The following is a 19,747-nucleotide window of genomic DNA, read 5'->3' as shown; positions in this document are numbered from 1 at the left end:
CGCGAGGGGCGCCTAGGTGGACGCAAGACCTATGAGGAGACAATATGGCCGCCATCCCCGATCACCCGAATGACGATGGCGCTTGGACGCGGCTGGAAGGGCGCGAGGGGGCGGCGCTGTGGCGGCGCGAGCGGATGACCTTCGCGCCTGTGACCATGTATTATGTAATCGTCCCGCCGCGCCAGTCGGAGATCTTCTACGATGAGGACAAGGCCCGAGCGCGGTACGCTGCTCTGATCGGCGCCTAGTCCGCCTCAAGCTGAGCGCGAACGTCTGGGATCTTGACGCGTTTGCTCGGCTTCAGCGCTCACACCGGAGGCCGTCATGCCGCCCGTCGATCCCGCCGCCGATATCCCTGAGACCCATCACGCCCTCGTTCGCGACCTCTCGGACGCCCGTCGTCTGGAGGGCGCGATGCGTGAGATCGAACGCCGACGGGGGCGCCGACGGGGGCGTCAGATCTGGACCGAGCAGCGCGACCGCATTCTTGAAGCCTGACCAAATCTCGATCAGGTTTTAGGACCGCCCGGACCGGCGATGAAGGCGTCGAACAGGGGAGCGTACTCGGGATGCCACCGAGACAAGGGCGGTCGATTATTGATCAGATCGCCGGCCGCCCAGGCGATCCGCTTCTCGTCGAGGGCGCGATCGACGTCCTCGTCCGGGCACAGGATGTAGAAGTCGCCCAGCGTCAGTCGCTCGAGCATGAAGTCGATCGTTTGGTCCGCCGTCCATGCGCCGGCCGGCTTGTCCGGACGGTCGCCTGCCGCGAGGGGCGTGAAGACATAGCCTGGGATCAGGAGGTGGGCGGAAACCGCATGGCCCGGGGTATTGCGCAACTGGTGTTGGAGCGCTTCGGTGTAGGTCTTCACCCCGGACTTGGAGACATTGTAGGCGGGGTTTCCGGGCGGGGTGGTGATCCCCTGTTTGGATCCGGTGTTGATGATCAGGCCCGGGCGACCTCGCTTGACCATGTTCGGTGCGAAGGCCTGGCTTCCGTCGATCACGCCCCAGAGATTGACCTCTAGCAGTCGGCGCCAATCGGCGGTCGGTCCGAACGCGTCGGTGGGCGTCTGGATCGCCGCATTGTTCATCAGGACGTCCGTGCCGCCGAACCGCGTCGTGACCGCCGCTTCGAGCGCTTCCAGGCCCGTTCGATCGGCGACGTCCGTTTCGTAGGCGGCGACGTCTGCGCCCATGACAGCCTCCGCGCGAATGAGGCGGACGGCCTCGCTCAGACGGTCCTTGCCAAGATCCGCAATGCAGACGGTCAGGCCGAGAGCGGCGAAACGGCGGGCGGCGGCAAGACCGATGCCGGACGCGCCGCCGGTGATGACGGCGACGGCGCCAGGCGTGAGTGCGGCGTGCGGCATGTCGGCTCCAAGGTTGGGGAGAGGCCTTGAATGAACCAGGGGCTGAGGCGGAGCAAGGGCTGTTGTCCCGCCCGGTTGGGGCGCCCTTCAGGGCGGCGGGCGAGCGGACGGAACGGACGCCGAGGGGAGGGCGGGCAGCCTCGTAGGCCTACGGGGCGAAGAGGGTGAGGGTCTAGGGCAGGATAGGGATTGCGCTGGCAATGTCTGACGAGGTCCTCCGCCAATGAACCGCATCACCGTCCGTCTCCCGTCCGATCTGATCCGCCGTTTCGACCGGGTGGCGGTCGGCCAGGGCGGACGCTCGCGTCTCCTTCGACGGTTGATGGATCGGGCCGCGCAGGCGCCCTTTCCGGCGCCCCTGGACGCGCCCCTGACCGGGTTGACGCAAGGGGCGTCATTGAAGCTGACCCTTCGCCTCTCGCCCCTCGATGGGGCACGCCTGGCGGAAGAATCTGCAGCGGTGGGCCTTTCCCGGACCCAGTGGAGCGTCGGCTTGATCCGGCGCCGTCTACACGGACGGCCTCAGTTGGTCCCGCTCGAACAGACGAGCTTCATCGAGTGTCGTCGCGAGTTGCGCCGAATCGGCGTCAACATCAATCAGATCGTCAGGGCGTTGAACACGGCCGTGCTCGAGGGGCAGGTGCTGGCCCTGGAGATCGCCCAACTCGCCGCGTTCCAGGCCGAGATCGGTGCATGGATCACCGCCTTAGGCCAGGGGTTCGAGGGCAATCTCGACTATTGGAGCGAGCGATGAGCGCCTTCGCCGATGTGCGAGGCTTCGAGGAGGCTTTGCGCCCGCCGATCGATGTGCGCCGCGCCCGGTTGACGCCGGGCGTCCTGCGTGTCGTCCGAGAGGGGCGGTCGTCGCTGCGGGATCAGGTTCGCCGGGTTGTTCGGCGGACGCCCGAGGTCATGGTCAAGATTACAGGCCGGACGCGCGACGCGGCCCACCTGCGCGCCCATCTCGTCTATATCAGTCGCAATGGAAAGCTCGCGCTCGAAGGGGGAGAGGGGGAACGGCTGGCCGACCCACGCCGGGCGCGCGAACTGGCGGACGCCTGGGCGTCTGACGCGGAGGCGGCGCCGCGTCGCAGACGCGATGCGCCCCTCTCGCTATCGATCGTCCTAAGCATGCCGGCCGGCACGTCGGCGTGGCGCCTCGAGGATGCGGCGCGCGCCTTTGCGACGGATGTTTTCGGGGGACGGTTCGATTATGTCTTCGCCCTGCATGACGAGGGGCGTCATCCTCACGTGCATCTTTCCGTTCAGGCCTTGGGGCGTGACGGCGTGCGTCTCGATCCCCGCAAGGCGGATCTGCAGGTCTGGCGAGAGGGGTTCGCTATGGCGCTGCGGGCCCGCGGAATAGAGGCGGAGGCCACGCCGCGTCGCGCGCGAGGGGTGACGCGCAAGGCCGAACGGATGCCGGTGCGCAAACTACGCGAGCGATCCATGGCTGGCGGCCCGGCGCCGCGTCTGATCGTCGAGGCGACACGCGAGGCCACGGCAGGGTCGAAGACGCCCGCGCCGTGGCGGGCTGCCCTTGTCGATCGGCAAAGACAGATCCGCCGGGCCTTGCTCGGCGAGGCGATGGCGCTTTCCGTTGACGCGGCGAATCCGGATCCGCGTCTCGCTCGTGAGGTGGAGGGTTTCGTTCGAAGCCTTCCTGGGGTGGAGACCCAGGCGGATTTGATCCGGCGAGGTCTCGAGCGAAGGCGAGACGGTCCGGAGGCCGAACGATGAGCGCGCGGCGATCTCGACGGTTTGCCGCGCACGCCGCCCGGGCTAGGGTCTGGCGATGACGTGGGGCGCAAAACATCGAGTCGGCGCAGCGGCCGGCATGGCCCTGCTGGCCTTGTCGGGATGCAAGCCGTGGTCGCCGGATCTGGATCCGCCGACCCGCAATCAGATCGCCTGCAGCAGCGGCGCGGTGGTCATGGTCTTTGTCCTCGACACCGGCCGCGACCTGGCGGTCTGGGCCAATGGACCCGACGCGCCCGAAGGGCGGTTGGAGACGAGCGACTACAGTCATCGCATGGTTTTCTCGGCGACGCCGGGGCGGCCTGCCGTCGAGGCGCGCGTCAATCGTTACGACGGCGCGATGGAGGTCGAAGCTGGCGTCGCGCCGTTCTTCGCATCCGGGCCGCTCAAGGCCGGCAATCGTCGCACGCGGTTGAACTGCACCGCCCAACCCCTGAAGACAAAGGTCTGATCATGACGCCTCCGATCGTGGCGGTCCTCACGGGCGATATCGTCAACTCCACCAAGATGAGTGCGGAAGATCTGGTTTCCGTGCGCGGCGTTCTGGAGCGGGCCGCGACGGATGCGGGCGGTTGGTCGCATCGTCCGACCCATGGGCCCGACTTTTATCGCGGAGACGCCTGGCAGTTGGTGCTGGAGGATCCGCACCTGTTCTTGCGCACGGCGGTCTGGCTCAAGGCCTCTCTGATCGCCTCCGACCTGAAGGCGCAGACCCGGATCGCCATCGGGATCGGCGCCGCTGAGGCGATCGATCAGGACATGGTCTCGCGGTCGCTTGGCGAGGCCTTCACCCAATCCGGCCGGACCTTGGATGCGATGGGCAAGCGGCGCGACATGGGGTTCGTGCTCCCCGCAGCTCTGGGGCAATTCGATTGGTTGCCGGCTCAAGTGACCGTTTGTGATTACATCGTCTCGCGTTGGACGCGGAGCCAGGCGGAGGTGGCCTTGCCTCTGTTGCGTCCCGATGCTCCCACGCAGGCCGAGGCGGCGGAGGCCCTGGACCGGCATCCCCAGTCGATCAGCCGTGTTTATCGCGACGCCGGTCTCTATGCCTTGCTCGAAGTGTTGGCTCTGGTCGAAGCCCTGCCGTTCGACAGGCTAGGTGCTGGATCCGCAACGTGAATTGCAACGAAATTGCGTTGTTTAGGTAAAAACATCTCAATTGCGTTGTTCGTGCCGATACAACGTTTTGAGAGGGAGCGACCGCCATGTTGGAAACCTTGCTCGCCTTGGTCGTCGCGCACCTTCTTGCGGACTTCCTATTCCAGTCTGCGCGGATGGTGGCCAATAAGCGCAAACCGCTCTGGTTCGCCGCCCATATCGCCATCGTCGCCGGTCTGACCCTGGCGCTCAGCGGATCCTTGGATCCTCGTGTCTGGCTCGTGATCGGCGTCACCCATGCCGCGATGGACTACATCAAGATTCGTTGGCTCGGCGACGGCTTGAGACCCTTCTTCATCGATCAAGTCTTCCATCTCGGCGTCATTGCGGTGGTTGCAGTATGGCGACCCGACACGGTTGCGAACGGTTGGATCGGCGACTTGGACACGGAGGTCCAGTTGTTCCTCTACCAGGGTCTCGCCGTGATCGGGGGCGCGGTGCTTTCGGTCCGGGCCGGCGGGGTCGTCGTCGCCAAGGCGTTGGAGACGATCGCCGCGCCGACGGTGTCGCGACCCGATCTGCAGATCCGGGCGGAGACAGAGACCCTAGGCCTCCCAGGCGGAGGCGAAACGATCGGCGCCTTGGAACGGGCGCTGATCCTGCTTTTCCTACTGATCGGCCAGCCTGAAGGCATAGGGTTGATGCTGGCGGCCAAGTCGGTCCTGCGGTTTTCCGACCGCAATGCGCGCGCCCACACCGAATATGTGATCATCGGCACCATGCTCAGCTTCGGGTGGGCGCTGGTGAGCGGGGTGCTGACCCAGGCGGCCGTAGTCCACTGGGGGTGATTAGCGCTCGCGCGCCCGATCGCGCCGGGTGTCCAGATCGCGGCGCTGTTCGCCTTCGCGAAGACGCGACCAGGCGTGCGCTAACAGGCGGGCCTGGACCTCGGCGTCGGGTATAAGACCACGCACGATCGCCGCCGCCTGGTCGAGGCGCTGCCGTCCGACCTCTCGGCGGTCCTGGGGCGGCAAACCGGCGGCTTCACGATCGCGCTCGCGTGGACGATAGCCCTTCACCTCCAGGCCGAGCGCCTGGGCTTGGATCCAGACCTCACGTTTGAAGGCGTCGTCGCCCGCGACGCGCACCTGCGACCAGTTGCGGTGTCGGGCGATTTTCAACATGTCGACGACCGCGTCCGGATAGGCATGCGCGGCGACCAGGGCGCGACCGCGATCCTGAAAATGCGGATCTTCACTCCTGTGGTCGCGGAAGAAGCGCTCGGGACGTCCCTTCCGGTCGCGCTCGATCAGGTAGCGGTCGAGGATCGCCTCGGGGACATCGCCCCTGGCGAGCGAGCGCGACGCCGGCAGATCCGCCCGCTCCGAACGCTGAGGCGTAATCCGATTGGTCGGTCCATCGCCTCGGCCGCTCCCCGCGCTGGTACGTTCGGCGCTCATGGGCAGCGTTCCGCTAGGCTGTCATCGACCACCCGGTCGAGCCAGGCGCTGACCTCGGCCTCGGAAGCGCCGATCGCCGGCGGCGCGAGGCCGTCGCGGACAAAGGCCTGGGCGATCAAGTCGAAGTCCATGGGATCGGCCTCCACTGCGTTGGGCCCCAGGGGAGGAGGCGATCCTTCTGCGCGAAGCGGGAACAGAGGCGTCGGATGGGACCGCAACACTGGCGGCGGCGGACGCAAACGGCGTTTGAAAGCGCGTTCGCGCCAGTAGACGATCTTACGACCGCGCACCGGCAATGATCCCGCCTTCAAGACGATCAAGGCGTCGCTGGGCAGTTGCATCAGTTCCTGAGGCAGCATCAGCGCGCGGCGTTGATCCGACACTGTGGTGCTGCGACGTCCTCGGCCCAACCCAACCGGACTGCTGCGGCTGCGCCCGGGCGTGGTGTAGTACCCGAGCCTGTCGCTCAGCTCCTGCGCCACCTTAAGCGCGCGGGGGGCGAAGACGATCTCGATGCCGCAGTTGGATAGAATGTCTTCGGTCAGTTCCGGCCCGTAGGTCGCTCTAAGTTGCGCCGGGCTCTGCAAGACCGCCAGCAGTCTTAGCCCATAGCCCGCCACCCAGGAAAAGCCATGGGCGAGGACAGGCGCGGCGCCGAGACGCGCGAACTCGTCGAGGATGACCAGGACCGGACGGTCCTCAGGGCCCGGCAGACTGCGGCTGTTGAGGTCGATCAACTGCTGAAACAGTAGGGCGTAGAGGGGTTGAACCCGTAGAAGATTGTCGGGCGTCGCGCCGAGGTAAAGCGACAGTCGGCCTTCCCGCAGCGTTCGGAGGTCGAAGTCGGAGGTCGAGGTGGCTGCATCAACGCGATCATTCAACCAGAGCCCCATGCGGGTCGTGATCGACTGGCGCACCGACGAGAAGGTGTTCTCGCTGGCGGCGATGAAGTCCCGGATAGCGGCGGCCGCTGCTGCGGGGAGGGGATGCGCCCCGCTTGCTCGGTCGGCTAAAATGGTTTCCCACCGGGACTGGGGTTTGGAAGCGGTGAGTTGCCGGAAGATCTCCCCCAAGGTGAAGGGCAGGTCAGGCGTGGCCGCGACATAGCCTCCAACCCCGATGAACCCGGTTCGCGCCGCCTCCGACCAGAAGGGATCGGCGTGGTCGCTGCCTGGAAAGATCATGGCCGCCATGCGCTGCAGTTCGTCCAGAACAGCATAGTCGTCGTTTCGGTCGACGTGCCCCAGAGGATTGAAGCGGGACGTCTCGCCGTCTGGCGCCAGGGGATCGAAGAGGTGGACAGCTTGACCGGCCCGGGCGCGATATCCCGCTGTCGCCAAGAAGTTTTCGCGCTTGATGTCGAGGACGACGACCGCGTCTGGCCAGGCGAGGAGGTTGGGGATGACCACGCCAACCCCTTTGCCGGTTCGGGTCGGGGCATAGAGCATGATGTGATCCGGACCATCCGCGATTAGGAAGTCGCCGCCTGTCCGCCCCAAGAGGACGCCTGATCTGGCCCTGAGGCCTGCGCGCGTCGTTTCGGCATCTGAGGCCCAACGCGCTGCGCCATGGAGAGGGCGACGCCGTGCGACGAAGGCGGCGGCTCCAAGGGCGCATAGGATCAGTCCAGCGACTGCGGTCCCGATGCCGAGCCAGCGCCGGACGTCGGCGTCGAAACGATAGTACCAGAACCAGGCTGGGACCTGCGGCCATTCGAGGTCCGGCCTCCATTGACCCAAACCGACCAGGGCGATCCCAACGGAAAGACAAGCCCATAGAGAGAGGGTCGCCGCTAAGCCGACCGTAATGAGCGCGGCCCTAGTCGCCGGTGCGAGGCTTTGCAGACGGTTCATGCCAGACCTCCGTCACGCGAAAGCGGCCGTCGACCTTTCGCATCTGAACCACGATGTCGATCAGCAGGTGGAGAAGGGCGCGGACGTCCGCCCTGGGCAGGTCTCGCCCGGCCTCGGATTCACGGACCAGAAGGGTGAGTTGCTCGAAGGCCAAAGCGGCGCTGTCGGCGTGGATAGTGGTGATCGAACCGGGGTGGCCGGAGTTGACATTTCTCAAATAAAAGAATGCGCTTTCGTCTCTAAGTTCTTGAAGAAGAACGCGGTCTGGCCGCATGCGCAGACTGCTCTCGAGCAGTTGCTTCGGCCCGATCCTTGGCGATGCTCGGCTGTCCTTCGCATAGAGGAGGTGGACCACATTCCGGTGTGGCACGACGAACTCGCGTGTGTCCTCGATCGTGACGATCCGTTCGCTCCGCGGAATCAGATCGACCAGGCCCTTGGCGAAGGTGGTCTTGCCCGACCCGGTCGCGCCGGACACGAGAATGTTGCGTCTGGCTGCGACCGCAAGCTTGAAGAAGCCCGACCAATCTCCCGCGTCGCGCAGCAGGGCCAGGTCCGTGTCGACCGGGTCGCTTCGCCCTTGTTCGGCCGCCGCCACGGTCGCGAAGAGGCCGGATGTCGCGAAATCATCAAGCGTGAGTTGGCGTCGCGAGGGCTTTCGCAGGGTCAGGGACACGGTCCCAGGTGGCGCAACAGGCGGGAGCACGATCTGGCAGCGGATGTCTCCGGGCAGAGCAGTCGAGCAGATCGGGTGATCGGAGCCGACATCCTGCTGAGTATAGGCGGCGCCCGCCACGGCCAGGGTCCGCAACCAGTCCTCGGTCAGTTCCGGGGCCTTATGCCAGGTCCAGCGCCCTTCGGTCTCGACGCCGGCTTCGCCCGGCCGGTTGATCACCACCTCGGTCACGCCCTCTGGCTCGAGCAGCGGGCGCAGCGGCGCCATGAAGTGTTCGAGGACGGTCGTGTCGGGCGTCATCGCGCCCTCAGTCGGTAGACGCTGCGGAAATCGAGATCTTGCGCCACGAAGATGGACACTTCGGCGCCCTGAGCTCGTCTCAGCGTCGGCGCGATGTTGATCGTCCCTGCCAAGGCGGTCGAGGCGACGTCAGACGGCAGACGGATCGTTGTGCGACCGGCCCCGGATTCGCTGAGTACTGCCGCGCTCTCGTCGATCAACGACAGAAGGATTGCTCCGCCGAAGCGGTCCCAGAAGTGACGATCTATCTCTCCGTCAAGGCCGGCGCGTCCCAGGGCGTCAGCGGCGGGAGACGCAAGTGCGACCGTGACGCCGGTCGGCGTCACCGCGCGGGTCCAGAGGACGAACAATCGAGCCTGGCCCTGTTGGACGCCGCCTCGGTACTCGCCCAAGACGCGGGTGCCCCGCTCCATGAGCACGACCGCGCCGCTCTCGGAATAGACGTCGCGCGAGAGAACGCAGGCGGCGTAGCCCGGCGTTGAACTGTCCAGCGCGGTCTGCAGCACACAGGGCAGGACCGCCCCGGCCGTGATGATCAGATTGCGGTCTGGCAACCGTCCGGCTCGGGCCTGGTTGATCGCGCCCTGTCGGCGAAGCTGATCGAGGGCCGTCGGCTCGGCGTTGAGGGCAGTCACAGGCTCTGCAGCCAGTTCCGACTGCATGAAGGCGTCGTCTACGTCGGAACTCCGGCGGCTGTAGGCCAGGACAGGCGCGCGACGGGCGCTGTCCTGGAGGCTGTCGCCGCGTGCAGAAGACGCGGATGGAGGAGGCGCGGGCCCGGCTTCGATTGCGGGGATATCCTCGCCTTCCGAGAGGGGCGGCGCGTCGGGATCGATCGCGACGTCGGCCAAGGCCGGGCGGGGCGACGCCGGTTCGAAAGCAGCCAGTTGGCGAGGGGGTGTTTCCTGATCGTCTTTCGTCGGCGCCGCGCCGCGATCCCAGGTGGCGGCGAGGAAGGCCCCGCACCCCACGGCCAGTCCGACTATGGTGACAAGTTTCGCGCGTTTCGCGCCGAAGCGGCCGCCGATCGGCGAGATTCCACGATCATGGCCGACCGTATCCGCTTCATTGGCGGATTCGCCGGCGGCTGGATCGAGGGTCATGACAGGCCTCCGACCGGACGACGATCGACTGTCGGAGAGGCCGTGCCGGTGCCGGTTCCGCTCACAGACCGGGCAGGAGCGTCGTTGTAGAGGCAGAGGACCTTGCGTCCCTGTCTCAGCCTCAGACGGGTCGGCGCGCCGTGGATGACGACGAATTCTCCGCGCACATCATAGGGAATGAGGCGCTCCTCGCCGTCGTCGCCCACCTCGTAGAGGGCGGGCAGGCTTCGGCCTTGGGGAAACCGCAGCACCGTGAAACGCCCGTTGTCCGTCACCTCGCTCGGTTGCAGGGCGACAGCGCCTTGGACGGACCAGGCGAGATTACGGGGGCCGTCCAGGGCTGCGCGGTCGAGTTCGAGGCCGATCAGCCTCCGCTCGACGTGCATGGCCTCAGATGCGGCCGCTTGCGCCCGCTCATGACGTTGGTCATCCGGATAGCGAAACCGAAGTTGGAAGGCCGCGGCATCCGCGCGATCGGACCGTGCTGACAGGGCGAAGGCGTAGTGGCGGATTTCACCGCCGCGCTCCGTGACCACGAGGAGATTGGTCGGTTGGTGACGCTCGCGGGGCTTCAGGAAGAGGACGGAGCCTTCGGCGGCGACTTCCCAGGCGACGCTGTCGCCGACGGCCGCATGTCGGATCGTCTCCTGCGGCGAGAAGATGATCTGGGTCGCGGTCCGAAAGGCGCCGGTGACTGAATAGACGGCGTCGGGATCATAATCGATCTCGTGGATACGCTCGTCGCGCGCCGCGGCCTGAGCGCCGCCGCCGAAGGCGATTAGACCAAGGCCGAAGACCAAGGGCGCCATAAGAGCGATGAGGCGTTTAACGGTCATCGGATCACCTCTGGATCAGCGCGGTAGGAGGACACCTGGAAGCCGAGTGGATTGCGCAGTCGGTCGCTCTCGGTCAGGGGCGCGCGGCTGTAGCGAAAGGCCACCGTGGCGATCCAGTCGCTTTCCACCAAGGCCTGACCGCGGCGCTCCGTACGGTGGAACCGAACATTGGCGACGCCGTCGCCGATCATGGCGATCGCGCGGATCGCGATGATCGCCTCGCCTGAGGCGCCATACTGGTTTTGCGGGCTGTCGGGATTGGAGCCGCGAAAGAAGGTCGCCCATCGACCTTGTTCGGCGGGCGTCGACAGCAGGGCCACAAGCCGGAATCCGTCTTCGGCGGCGGGGGCCAGATAGGCCTCGCGCGTTCGGACGTACTGAGCGAGGAAGTATTTACTGACAACCTCGTCGTAGTGGAGAGGGCCGTCGTCGTCGGACAGGCCGCGCATGACCTCTACGGCGCCTGTTGAGCGGTCTACCCGCACGACGAATGGCTCGACCGTCTTCAATGGTGCGAGAAGGGCAACCGCACTGGTCGCGGTGATCGCAAGCCCTGTGGCGACGCCAGCGGCGATCCAGGCCAGGCGACGCGACCGAAGCGCGTCGCCGAGGCGGTCCTGATCCCATTGCCGGGCTTCGGCGAAGTAGCGGTCGAGGTCGTCGGTGATCGCGCGGGTCATCGGCAGCCTCCCACGGTGTGGTCGCCTTGGATGGCGACGGCGCTGGGCAAGGCAGCCGCCTCGGTCGCTGGCGCCAGAATGGATCCATGGGGGTTGGCTGGGCGGCGGGCCTCTCCGTTGCAGACGGGCAGGTCGGCAGGGTGATGAATGCAGGCGGCGAGGAACAGGATCGGCGTAAGCTTGAATAGGGCGGACGACATGTCAGGCGCCTCCTGGGCGGATTGAGCCGCCGCCCCGAGGGGACTGGCGAGCGGATTCGAGCGGTCCTCGCGCGCGGCCGGACCCGCTTGCGCCGAGCGCGGCGGCATTGGCGAAGTCGGCCAGGCCGGCGCTGGCGCCCCCCGCCACGCCGGCGGCGATGGCCGGAGTCTGCAGGAAGAAGATCGCGCCGAGCAGGCTGAGGGCGATGAAGATCAGGCCGCCGATCATCGGGTCCGCGCCCTGGATCGCGCCCCATTGATCGCGCACCAGGGCGAGGACCAGTTGGAAGATGACGATCATCAGGGCGAAGAGGACGAGGTAGTTCACCGCCTGCGAAAGCCAGCCGAAGAAGAAGCGCCGCGTGGCGTCGTACAGGGCGCAGCCGATGAAGATCGGACCCAGAGTGACCAGCAGGGCCAAGGCGATCTTGGCCACCAGCACCACGCCGAAGCCGAGGGCCGCGGCTAAGGCGCCGATCAGGACGACAAGCAGAGCGATTGCATAGGGGGCGGGCGTGACCGGCGTCGCATGCCGGGAGATGTCCTCCGCCAGCCAGGCGGCGTAGCCGAAGAAGCGATCGAAAGCCGACCCGACGTTTGCAGCGTCCTGACCGCTGACCGCGCGCGTCAGGGCGTTGGGGAGGTCATTGAACAGGGGTTCGGAGACGAAGTCGCCATAGGCCGTTGTCGTCGCCAGCAGGTAGAGCAAGGCCAGTTTGATCGAGCGTACAGCGAAATCCATGACCGGTTCGCTGATCGCGCCTCGTAGGATCGCTATGCCGTAGAGGACGACATAGAGGACAAGCGCAAGGCGGAGCGGACCCGTCACCTCTGCGATCACGGCCCCGAGGCGGTCATCCAGAAAGACGGTCAGGCGTTCATCTATGAAGTTATAAGCGGGCTCGAAGATACGGATAGGCATCAGTAATCCAATCTACGCTATACGGTGCTTGCGGGGTTCTTGGGCGCGGCGGGGCTATTGGAACGTCGCGGCCCAGGCCTGCATCCTTTTGGCGCGTGCAGCCTCGGCGCGTTCGCGCTCCTGTTGGGTGGCGAGACGATCTTCGGCAGCCTGAGCAAGGGCGAGGCCTTGCAGTCGCACCTGTTCGTTCTGGATCAGCGCCTGTTCGGCGGCGAGGCGCGCCTCGAGATCGAGGACTGCTCGGGCGTTCGGGGCCCCATCAAGCGCCTGGCGCAAGGTTTCAAGCCCATCGCGCCGTCGGTCCGCGCCTTGACCGATCGCATCAGCGAGCGCCAGGTCGCGGGCGGTTCGCGCCCCGCTGCGTTCGAGGCTGTCGCGATAATAGGTTTCCGCCGGGCTGAGGCCTGGCCCGATTGGCGTATAGATCCGGGTTTCATCACGGATCTCGGTCGCACGTTCGGCTAGGTCGCCGAGCGCCGACAGGTCGCCGTTCGCGGCTTTGCGGATCTGGTCGAGGTCCGGCAAGGGGGATCGGACTTCGGGCAGTCCGAGTTCCCGAGCGAGGGTGTTGACGTCTGAGACGGCGTTGAGACTGTCGAAAAGCCGCTGTCCCTGTTCGACCTGTGCCTGGAGCGCGCGGAGTTGCTCCAAAGTCGTTCGAGCCTCCTGCGCCATCTGGGCATAGGCGCGCGGATCATAGACGATGTGCTGCGCCTGGCTTGGGTGGGCCAAGGCCAGACCGAATAGGCAGGTTGCGGCGAACGCCGCGCCGATGACCCGGATCATGTTCCTCTCCTTTGATGATGAAAATCGCTGCGCCAATCCGCATAGTCGTCGCCGTGGATCTGACGCAGTCGGTCCAGCAGGGCGACGGTCTCGCTCCGTCCGGAGAGGACGGCGACGGCGTCCGGCACGCCTGCCAAATCGAGCTCGACGACGACGCTGTCGTGGCCCTGTTTGACCAGGAAGCGACGGGACTCAGCCGTGAGCACGTCGCGGACGAGACGGAATTCCTCGCCGCTCAATCCGAACCCATCGACATAATCCTTCGCCTGTCCGTGCGGGTTGGGCAGGAAGATCTTGGTCGCGCATTGTTCGAGAATGGCGTGGGCGATCGGCGAACGCAGTGCGTCGGCGGGCGACTGGGTGCCGAACACCATGAAGGCGTTCTGCTTGCGCCAGGTCTTGAGGCCGTCGCGTGCTAGATCGGTGAAGGCCGGGTCGTCGAGAACCTTCCAGAACTCGTCAATGTCAAGGACGAGGCGTCGCCCGTCGACGCGTGAAGCCATGCGGTGAAACAGGTAGAGCATGGCCGGCGTGCGGGCCTCGCCATTGGCCAGGATCTGGGTGATGTCGACCCCGGTCAGGCCGTTCTCGAGGGACAGGTGGTCGTCGTCATTGTCGAGAACCCAACCCAAAGCGCCTTCGCGGCGCCACCTATCAAGACGTGCGCCGATCCCGGCCGCCTCACCTTGGCCGAGAAGGCTCCGCAGGGCTGAGATCGAGCGCTGAACAGGCGGTAGTCGCTCCAATGCGACGACCCCTTGATCAATGGCTCTGAGGCCTGCTGGGGTGAGGGGTTCTTCCGGCATTTCAACGAGGTGGCGAACAAGCTTCGTTAAAAAGGTCCGGTTGTGAGGGGACGGCGTCAGGGCCTTGAACGGCGCGAACCCCGTGGGTTCGCCATCACGCAGAGCGAAATAGGCGCCGCCCGAGGCGCGAATGAAGATCTCCGCGCCACGGTCCTTGTCGATGAAGAGGCGCTCTGTCCCGAACCGTTCGAGCTGGGCGAGCATGAAGTTCTGCACGACCGTTTTTCCAGATCCAGACGGGCCGCAGATGAATGTGTGTCCGAGGTCGCCGACGTGGAAGTTGAACCAGAAGGGCGATCCTGCCGTGGTGCGCAGCAGGCTGACGGCGTCGCCCCAATGGTTCGCTATCGCCTGGCCTTGAGGATGGGTGTGGAAGGGCGCGAAGGCGGCGAAGTTGCGCGAGGTGATTGCGGCTGGGCGCGTGCGCTGCGCGAAGTTTCCAGGAAATTGCGCCCAGAATGAACTCTCAAGGCCTAGATCCTCTCGCGCGACCACAAGTCCTGAACTGGCGAGCATGGCTCGGGCCTTTGAGAGGTGATCCGACAACTCGGTCGGGGTCTCGCCGAAAATCGCCAGGCTTGCCTGGTGTTCGCCCATGGCGAAGCGATTGGAGACGAGGTCGTCGAGGGCGGCGTTCAGGCCGTCGACTTGAGAGGCGGCGCGGTCACGCGCGGAGACCATCTGGTTCTGCTTACGCTCCATGACGGCGCGCGCTGCTGTCTTCGACAGAAAGGCGAAGGATTGGGTCAGGACATAGCCGAACGGCGCGCTGAGCAGATCGTCCCACAGGCCAGGTCGTGTCGAGGCGGGATACTCCTTGATCGCCAGGAGGCCTGAGAAGCGCGCAGTGACGGCGCTCCTGATCTCAAGGGTCTCGCGACCGAAGATCGCGCGATCGAGATAGAGGGCCTCGCCGAGGTGGCCTCGCACCAAGGGAGCCGGGCGAGGGCGTCCCGTCAGGACCAATCCAAGCGCCTCCATTGGTTCAGAGAACCAGACGCCGTTCGCCTCGCGAAGGCCAAGACGGTGGGGTCGATAGCGGCCGAGATGCTGGACGGCGTCGCGCGCAACCTCTTCAAGCCGGTTCAGCGCCGCTGCGTCGATTTCCTTCTGGCCGGAGCGCGCCGTCTTCAATCGCGATAGGGCGCGCCCCGCCTGCTCGCGCGGCGCGCGGCCTGGATGCAGGACCAGGAAGACGAACTGACTGTTCGACCAAAGGCGCTGGGACTCTAGCGTCGCCTCGTAGCCTCGATTCAGCTCTCTAGCGAACGTGGATTGGAAGCCCGACTGGGCGGGCGCGAGGACGGGGTGGCGCACGAGGTGATGCCAGATGGCCAGACGTTCATCGGCGAGGTTGCGCCAGATGAGGTTCAGCTTGGCATGACGGTCGTTGATGTCTCGTACATCGGCGGTCTCGAAGGCGGCGCCGTCCAAGCGCAGGCCGATCATCAAGGCGCCGGTATCGAGCGCAATGATGTGGTCGTCGACGTGTCGGCTATAGGGCAGGCGTCTGCGGACGTCTGGTTCGCGACGGCGTTGGGTCAGGGTGACGCCTTCAGCCACGGCACACCTCCGCGTGACTGTAGCGCCGCACCAGCGGCAGAGGCGTGATCGAACTGCCGCCCCACAGCGCGCCGTTGCGGCAGCGGCCCTTGGTCTCGACATAGGCGAACAGCAGTCGGAAGGCGTTATGGTCGGACTTGCAGATAGCCTGGAAGACGAGGTGAAGGGCGGGCGCTGCGAGGAGATAGACCAGGCTTCCGCCGATCAGAAAGATCAGGCCGGAGACGATAAGGTTCACACCCACCGCTTCCATCGGCACGCCTAAGACCATCGCGGGGCGGGTGCAGGCCAGAAACAGAGTGTCCTCGGTCAGGCGCTCCTCAGTCATGGGAGCCTCCCAAAGCGAGCGCAGCCACGATCCCGCTAGCGAGTCCGATCCAGATCAGACCAAAGTGACGCGCGGAGACTAGGCCGCGCGAGGCGAGGCGTCCTGTCACTGCCATTGCAGTGGTCCACGCGGCGACCGCGATCGCGACGCCGAGATGGGTCACGCCCCACCGGTGATCAAGCCGACGATTTCGGTGGCGCCGAACACCACGATGATCCCCAGCACCACGATCGCCGCGCGGCGCAGGTCGAAGAGTCCGAACATCCAAAGGACGCCGACGACGACCACGGCCAGGACGGCGAGAAGTCGCGCCGTATTGCCTGTCAGCATGTCCACGACGTTCTGAAGAAGACCCTCGACGTTCGCCGAGGCGGAGGCTGGACGGGCGGCGCTCAGGCTGGCGACGGCGGAGATCGACAGGCTGGCGCCGATCCGACGACAGTGGGCGAGAAAGGTCATCGACATCACTCCGTGGAGGTTGGGGCGCAAAGACGAGGGCGGATCCGGCGCGGCCGAAGACATCCCAAGCAGGAGGCGGGGCGGCGGATGGGGGCAGGGCGCGGGCGTCGAGAGCGGCGGATGCGCTCGCACGGTCGGCCGGCGATGAAGGCAGATTGGCCAGGCCTAGGCGAAGGGCCGCTCGTTCGACCTTGGCGACGTAACCATTGTCGAAGCCGCGCTGGGGGTGGCCGGTGTTATAGCGGGACAGGGCTTGGCGCAGCGCGACTTGCGGATCGCTGCTGCCGTAGAAGCCCTCTCGGAGCACACGCGCGGCGGCTGACAGGTTGCGGCAGGGATCAAAGGCCTCGTCGAGAGACAGGCCGAGCCAGCGGAGATTGGCGCTATTGATCTGCGCCAGGCCGAGATCGAGATTGGCTCCATCGCGCAGCAGGGTCGCGGCGACGTGGACCGCTTCGGCGCGGTTGCGCGGCGCCGGCGCCCTGTGTGCGGTGTTCACGCCGATCGCCAGAGGGTCGCCGCGGCTCTCGACCTCGACGATGGCGGCGATCGTGGCGGGCGCCACGCCGGGCGCACACTGCGAGGCCAGGTCCAGAATGGCGGCGGGAGCGAGCATGTCAGATCCTCCGTGACGCCTTACGCTCTCCCAATCCCGTCCCGCCCGCGACCCGCAGGCCTGCGGACGAAGCCGCGCGGTTCAACGGCGCGGCGCTCGGCGAGCGCGCCCAAGGCCACGGCCTGGATTCGCGTGCGCACGCCAAGGCGGTCGCAGGCGTTAGAGAGGTGTTCATCGACCGTGCGGGCTGAAAGTCCGAGACGCGTGCCGATCGCCGCGGAGTTCAGGCCTTGCGCGGCGAGGTCGAGGCAGGCGCGCTGGCGCTCAGACAACGCCTGGAGGATCGGCGTCCGAGAACGCGGTTGGGGCGGTGTTTGGGGGGATTGGGACATAGGCTAACGGTCCGGCCGCCTAGCCTTTGCGTAAACTCCGCAAGTTCTCGGTCGGACGCCTACGACGCCTGGGGTCGACTCCTAGTCGTCGTCGCCGTCCGTAGGCGGCGCGAGGCGCGATAATCGCGCCTCGAGCCACGCCCGCGCGGCCGCGTCGCCTTTGACGGACTGGAGCGCGAGATCCCGTAGAGCACGGGTGAAGGTGTTGATGATTGTCCGGCCATCGAGGTCCGCGATGGCGTCGCCGACCTCGTTGTCGAATTCCTGCAAGGCCACCATCAGGATCGTCATCAGCTTATTGTCGGCGCAGCGCACCGCGAATTTCGGCGAACCCAAGGCCAGGGCCGCCATGATGGCGTAGGGGTCGCTCGATGTCGCCTCGGCGAAGCGATGGATCCGTCCAGGATTGAGGCGTCCGGCGCCGGATTCGAAATGCTCGAAGGTTCTCGGCTTCATCTGCATGGCGTCGGCGACATCGAGGCTCTTCAGTCGCCGGCGGGCGCGTATCTCCTTGAGCGCCGTCGACAGGGTTTCGGCATGGAGGCGGGGAGGCGGTTCGCTCATCAAGGTCTCCTTTCAGCGACCAGACCTTGGCGAGAACACCTGCGCGCACGCCTACTGGTTGAAAGGTGCGCGACTTACATGAGAAAGAAAAGGGGGGCGAAGTAATCGCGACCGTAAGATTGCGGGTTTGACGCAAAAAACCTGCGCTATATCGCAGGGGTATCCAGCATGAGTGGTTTTACTAAATATCACAGGCGTCGTTGCCTGAAAGCGAATCGCGTCGGCGACGTCGTGTCGATCTCTCGCTTGTCATTCTGGATCGCGCCGTGAGGCGGCGGGACCCCTATGGCGATGCACTTGCCGCCCTCTCTGACTGGGCCGGCAGCGGCAGCCTCGGTTGGGGGCAACCGCTCGCGACCACCGACATCGCCGCCGCCCTTGGCCTTAGTCCCACCCCGGTCCGCGAAGCCTTGGCCCGTCTCGCTGGCGAGGGCGTGATCGAACATCGCCGAGGGCGAGGTTACTACGCGCCCAGTCTGACCCGGACCGATATTTCAAACCTTTATCAACTGCATGCTCATTTGGTCGGTGCGCAGTCGCTGGAGATCCGCCCGTCGGGGGCAGTCGAGGCCTACGAGGGGGGCGGTGAAATCCTACAACTCGAGCGCCTGTTTGGACTGATCGTTCGCCAGCGCGCCGGGGACGGATTCGCAACGGAACTGAGGCGGTGCGCCGCCCGCCTGCGCCCCATACGTGTCGTCGAGGCGAGCCTCGGTCGACTTGATCTGCCGTTGGCGATGGCGATTGAGCGGGGCGTTCGCACCGGCGATGATCTCGCAGCAGTTCGGGCTTCGCACGCTTACCACACCAGTCGAATGGCCGATGCAGCTATCGTTGAGGAAGTGCTGCGGTCTCGAGGTGAAAGTATTCTCCAAATATAGTTTGAAAATGGAGGCCTCGGCGCGCGTCGTTCGCGGGCCGGCCATTCCGACCGGCGCCAGCAAGGAGACGACCATGTCGATCGAGACAAGGCCCAAGCTGTTGAGCTTGGGCTCCGCCAAGGCGCAGACGCGCGCCGTTTCGGACACCGGCCTGATGGAACAGGTGCCCGTCTTTCTCTACGAGCCCGCCGGCGTGAGCGCCGGCTGAGCCCGTATCGTCCAACGCGCCGCAGTTTCGCGGCGCCCTCGGCGCAATCCGCGCCGCTCACACTAGAGGACTAATACGATGACCAAGACCGCTCTGATCGCCCTGGGTTCGGCCAAGCGCCTGACCCGCGCCGACTTCGTCCAGGGTGACGACGAACAGATCAACATCCTGCGCTGGGAAACCCCCGGCGCGCGAAGCTGATCGTGAGGAGGCGTCTTAGGGCGCCTCCTTTTTCAGATGACCGAACTCCATCTTGCCGAGGGTGTTTTCGCGGTCGATGTCGACAGGGAACTGGTCCTGCTCGACCTTCGCCATGACGCCTATCACTGTCTCGTCGATGGTGCGCCGCTCTTGGCGGGACCCGCTTGGTCGGGCCTGCTGACGGCGGAAGCTGAAACTCTCCTCGGACCGGCGGGCTTGACCGCAGGCGCCGCAGCCCCTGGGCGTCGCCCTTTACCGACACGCCCGACCTCGACGATTATCCACGAGACCGGCAGCGCGCGGATCTCCCCCCAGGCTTTCACCGCCGGTGCGGCGTCCTCGCTGAAGACTCTGAAGGCGTCACGTCGACCTGGCCTTGCGAGCCAGTTAGCGGTTTCCGGCGATGGAATCGCCGGCAGCGCCTCTGCGATCGTCGAGGAGGCGCGGGCATTCTGGAAACTGCTGCCGTGGCTGCCGATCGACGGCGAGTGCGTTCAGAGATCGGCCGTTCTCGCCGCCTTCCTACGGCGGCGGGGCTTAAAGGCGGACTGGGTTGTCGCTGTTCGGCTCTGGCCGTTTCGCGCCCACTGTTGGCTCCAATGCGGCGACATCTGTTTGAACGACGACTATGAGCGTCTGGCGGCCTTTACGCCGATCTATGTCCGATGACCGGGGCCGCGCCGCGGGGACGGTTTCTTCTCGTCGACCGAAGCCTCTGGCCCGAAGACCCGCGGTTGGGAT

26 protein-coding genes and 1 pseudogene are annotated in these 19,747 nt (G+C 65.9%); 11 read left to right on the top strand and 16 right to left on the bottom strand.

Annotation, left to right across the window (positions count from 1 at the left end; genetic code table 11):
* Window positions 1-44: 44 nt before the first annotated feature.
* Entirely contained in the window at window positions 45-248 is a 204-nt protein-coding gene (locus KWG56_RS05715) for a hypothetical protein (protein WP_219354051.1), read from the top strand.
* A 76-nt stretch (window positions 249-324) separates the two neighbouring features.
* The gene (locus KWG56_RS05710) at window positions 325-498 is read left to right on the top strand and encodes a hypothetical protein (protein ID WP_219354050.1); all 174 of its coding nucleotides are present in this window, start codon (window positions 325-327) and stop codon (window positions 496-498) included.
* 11 nt (window positions 499-509) lie between these two features.
* On the opposite strand, the gene KWG56_RS05705 is transcribed toward KWG56_RS05710, so the two are convergent.
* A complete protein-coding gene (locus tag KWG56_RS05705) occupies window positions 510-1,373 on the bottom strand; it encodes an SDR family NAD(P)-dependent oxidoreductase (protein WP_219354049.1) in 864 nt (287 codons plus the stop codon).
* 223 nt (window positions 1,374-1,596) lie between these two features.
* Between KWG56_RS05705 and mobC the strand changes: the two genes are divergently transcribed.
* The 5 genes from mobC (at window position 1,597) to KWG56_RS05680 (ending at window position 5,080) form a co-directional block, all read left to right on the top strand.
* Window positions 1,597-2,127 carry a plasmid mobilization relaxosome protein MobC gene (gene mobC / locus KWG56_RS05700; RefSeq protein ID WP_219354048.1) on the top strand — a complete coding sequence of 177 codons (531 nt, stop codon included), beginning with the start codon at window positions 1,597-1,599 and terminating at the stop codon, window positions 2,125-2,127.
* Window positions 2,124-3,113 (top strand): relaxase/mobilization nuclease domain-containing protein, encoded by a 990-nt coding sequence (locus KWG56_RS05695; RefSeq protein ID WP_219354047.1) that lies wholly within the window; start codon window positions 2,124-2,126, stop codon window positions 3,111-3,113. Before mobC ends, KWG56_RS05695 begins: the two co-directional genes overlap by 4 nt.
* A gap of 97 nt (window positions 3,114-3,210) precedes the next feature.
* Window positions 3,211-3,582, top strand: coding sequence for a hypothetical protein (locus KWG56_RS05690; protein ID WP_219354046.1), 372 nt, complete (start codon window positions 3,211-3,213; stop codon window positions 3,580-3,582).
* 2 nt (window positions 3,583-3,584) lie between these two features.
* Window positions 3,585-4,253, top strand: a complete 669-nt coding sequence (locus KWG56_RS05685) for a hypothetical protein (protein ID WP_219354045.1) — start codon at window positions 3,585-3,587, stop codon at window positions 4,251-4,253.
* An 86-nt stretch (window positions 4,254-4,339) separates the two neighbouring features.
* The gene (locus KWG56_RS05680; RefSeq protein ID WP_219354044.1) at window positions 4,340-5,080 is read left to right on the top strand and encodes a DUF3307 domain-containing protein; all 741 of its coding nucleotides are present in this window, start codon (window positions 4,340-4,342) and stop codon (window positions 5,078-5,080) included.
* Here KWG56_RS05680 and KWG56_RS05675 read toward each other — a convergent pair whose 3' ends face one another.
* From KWG56_RS05675 to KWG56_RS05605, 15 genes and pseudogenes are all read right to left on the bottom strand, one after another.
* Window positions 5,081-5,692 carry an LPD7 domain-containing protein gene (locus KWG56_RS05675; protein ID WP_219354043.1) on the bottom strand — a complete coding sequence of 204 codons (612 nt, stop codon included), beginning with the start codon at window positions 5,690-5,692 and terminating at the stop codon, window positions 5,081-5,083.
* A complete protein-coding gene (locus KWG56_RS05670) occupies window positions 5,689-7,545 on the bottom strand; it encodes a type IV secretory system conjugative DNA transfer family protein (RefSeq protein WP_219354042.1) in 1,857 nt (618 codons plus the stop codon). Before KWG56_RS05670 ends, KWG56_RS05675 begins: the two co-directional genes overlap by 4 nt.
* Window positions 7,511-8,521, bottom strand: a complete 1,011-nt coding sequence (virB11, locus tag KWG56_RS05665; RefSeq protein WP_219354041.1) for a P-type DNA transfer ATPase VirB11 — start codon at window positions 8,519-8,521, stop codon at window positions 7,511-7,513. The genes KWG56_RS05670 and virB11 overlap by 35 nt, the downstream gene beginning before the upstream one ends.
* Window positions 8,518-9,624, bottom strand: a complete 1,107-nt coding sequence (gene virB10 / locus KWG56_RS05660; protein ID WP_219354040.1) for a type IV secretion system protein VirB10 — start codon at window positions 9,622-9,624, stop codon at window positions 8,518-8,520. The genes virB11 and virB10 overlap by 4 nt, the downstream gene beginning before the upstream one ends.
* Entirely contained in the window at window positions 9,621-10,460 is an 840-nt protein-coding gene (locus KWG56_RS05655) for a TrbG/VirB9 family P-type conjugative transfer protein (RefSeq protein ID WP_219354039.1), read from the bottom strand. The genes virB10 and KWG56_RS05655 overlap by 4 nt, the downstream gene beginning before the upstream one ends.
* Window positions 10,457-11,140 (bottom strand): VirB8 family type IV secretion system protein, encoded by a 684-nt coding sequence (locus tag KWG56_RS05650; protein ID WP_219354038.1) that lies wholly within the window; start codon window positions 11,138-11,140, stop codon window positions 10,457-10,459. Before KWG56_RS05650 ends, KWG56_RS05655 begins: the two co-directional genes overlap by 4 nt.
* Window positions 11,137-11,340 (bottom strand): hypothetical protein, encoded by a 204-nt coding sequence (locus KWG56_RS05645; protein WP_219354037.1) that lies wholly within the window; start codon window positions 11,338-11,340, stop codon window positions 11,137-11,139. The genes KWG56_RS05650 and KWG56_RS05645 overlap by 4 nt, the downstream gene beginning before the upstream one ends.
* Before the next feature lies 1 nt (window position 11,341).
* On the bottom strand, window positions 11,342-12,262 hold the full coding sequence (locus tag KWG56_RS05640) for a TrbL/VirB6 family protein (protein ID WP_219354036.1): 921 nt from the start codon (window positions 12,260-12,262) through the stop codon (window positions 11,342-11,344).
* 54 nt (window positions 12,263-12,316) lie between these two features.
* Window positions 12,317-13,048: a type IV secretion system protein gene (locus KWG56_RS05635; protein WP_219354035.1), complete on the bottom strand. Its 732-nt coding sequence runs from the start codon at window positions 13,046-13,048 to the stop codon at window positions 12,317-12,319.
* Window positions 13,045-15,417 carry a VirB4 family type IV secretion/conjugal transfer ATPase gene (locus tag KWG56_RS05630; protein WP_244999662.1) on the bottom strand — a complete coding sequence of 791 codons (2,373 nt, stop codon included), beginning with the start codon at window positions 15,415-15,417 and terminating at the stop codon, window positions 13,045-13,047. The genes KWG56_RS05635 and KWG56_RS05630 overlap by 4 nt, the downstream gene beginning before the upstream one ends.
* Window positions 15,410-15,745: a VirB3 family type IV secretion system protein gene (locus tag KWG56_RS05625; RefSeq protein WP_219354033.1), complete on the bottom strand. Its 336-nt coding sequence runs from the start codon at window positions 15,743-15,745 to the stop codon at window positions 15,410-15,412. Before KWG56_RS05625 ends, KWG56_RS05630 begins: the two co-directional genes overlap by 8 nt.
* 159 nt (window positions 15,746-15,904) lie before the next feature.
* Window positions 15,905-16,204 carry a TrbC/VirB2 family protein gene (locus KWG56_RS05620; protein WP_219354032.1) on the bottom strand — a complete coding sequence of 100 codons (300 nt, stop codon included), beginning with the start codon at window positions 16,202-16,204 and terminating at the stop codon, window positions 15,905-15,907.
* Between the two features lie 205 nt (window positions 16,205-16,409).
* Window positions 16,410-16,820, bottom strand: a pseudogene (locus tag KWG56_RS18735) (lytic transglycosylase domain-containing protein); the annotation flags it as partial.
* 20 nt (window positions 16,821-16,840) lie between these two features.
* Window positions 16,841-17,152, bottom strand: a complete 312-nt coding sequence (locus KWG56_RS05610; RefSeq protein ID WP_219354031.1) for a helix-turn-helix domain-containing protein — start codon at window positions 17,150-17,152, stop codon at window positions 16,841-16,843.
* 81 nt (window positions 17,153-17,233) lie between these two features.
* Window positions 17,234-17,716 carry a helix-turn-helix domain-containing protein gene (locus KWG56_RS05605; RefSeq protein ID WP_219354030.1) on the bottom strand — a complete coding sequence of 161 codons (483 nt, stop codon included), beginning with the start codon at window positions 17,714-17,716 and terminating at the stop codon, window positions 17,234-17,236.
* Window positions 17,717-17,916: 200 nt separating this feature from the next.
* Between KWG56_RS05605 and KWG56_RS05600 the strand changes: the two genes are divergently transcribed.
* From KWG56_RS05600 to KWG56_RS05595, 4 genes are all read left to right on the top strand, one after another.
* A complete protein-coding gene (locus tag KWG56_RS05600; RefSeq protein WP_219354029.1) occupies window positions 17,917-18,597 on the top strand; it encodes a GntR family transcriptional regulator in 681 nt (226 codons plus the stop codon).
* Between the two features lie 73 nt (window positions 18,598-18,670).
* Window positions 18,671-18,805, top strand: a complete 135-nt coding sequence (locus KWG56_RS18910; RefSeq protein ID WP_257903740.1) for a hypothetical protein — start codon at window positions 18,671-18,673, stop codon at window positions 18,803-18,805.
* 78 nt (window positions 18,806-18,883) lie between these two features.
* Window positions 18,884-19,006: a hypothetical protein gene (locus KWG56_RS18905; RefSeq protein ID WP_257903739.1), complete on the top strand. Its 123-nt coding sequence runs from the start codon at window positions 18,884-18,886 to the stop codon at window positions 19,004-19,006.
* A 36-nt stretch (window positions 19,007-19,042) separates the two neighbouring features.
* Window positions 19,043-19,675, top strand: coding sequence for a lasso peptide biosynthesis B2 protein (locus KWG56_RS05595; RefSeq protein WP_219354028.1), 633 nt, complete (start codon window positions 19,043-19,045; stop codon window positions 19,673-19,675).
* Window positions 19,676-19,747: the final 72 nt, after the last annotated feature.

It is taken from the genome of Brevundimonas nasdae, assembly GCF_019395145.1.
Lineage (GTDB): Bacteria > Pseudomonadota > Alphaproteobacteria > Caulobacterales > Caulobacteraceae > Brevundimonas > Brevundimonas nasdae.
This window is presented reverse-complemented; position numbering and strand designations above follow the sequence as displayed.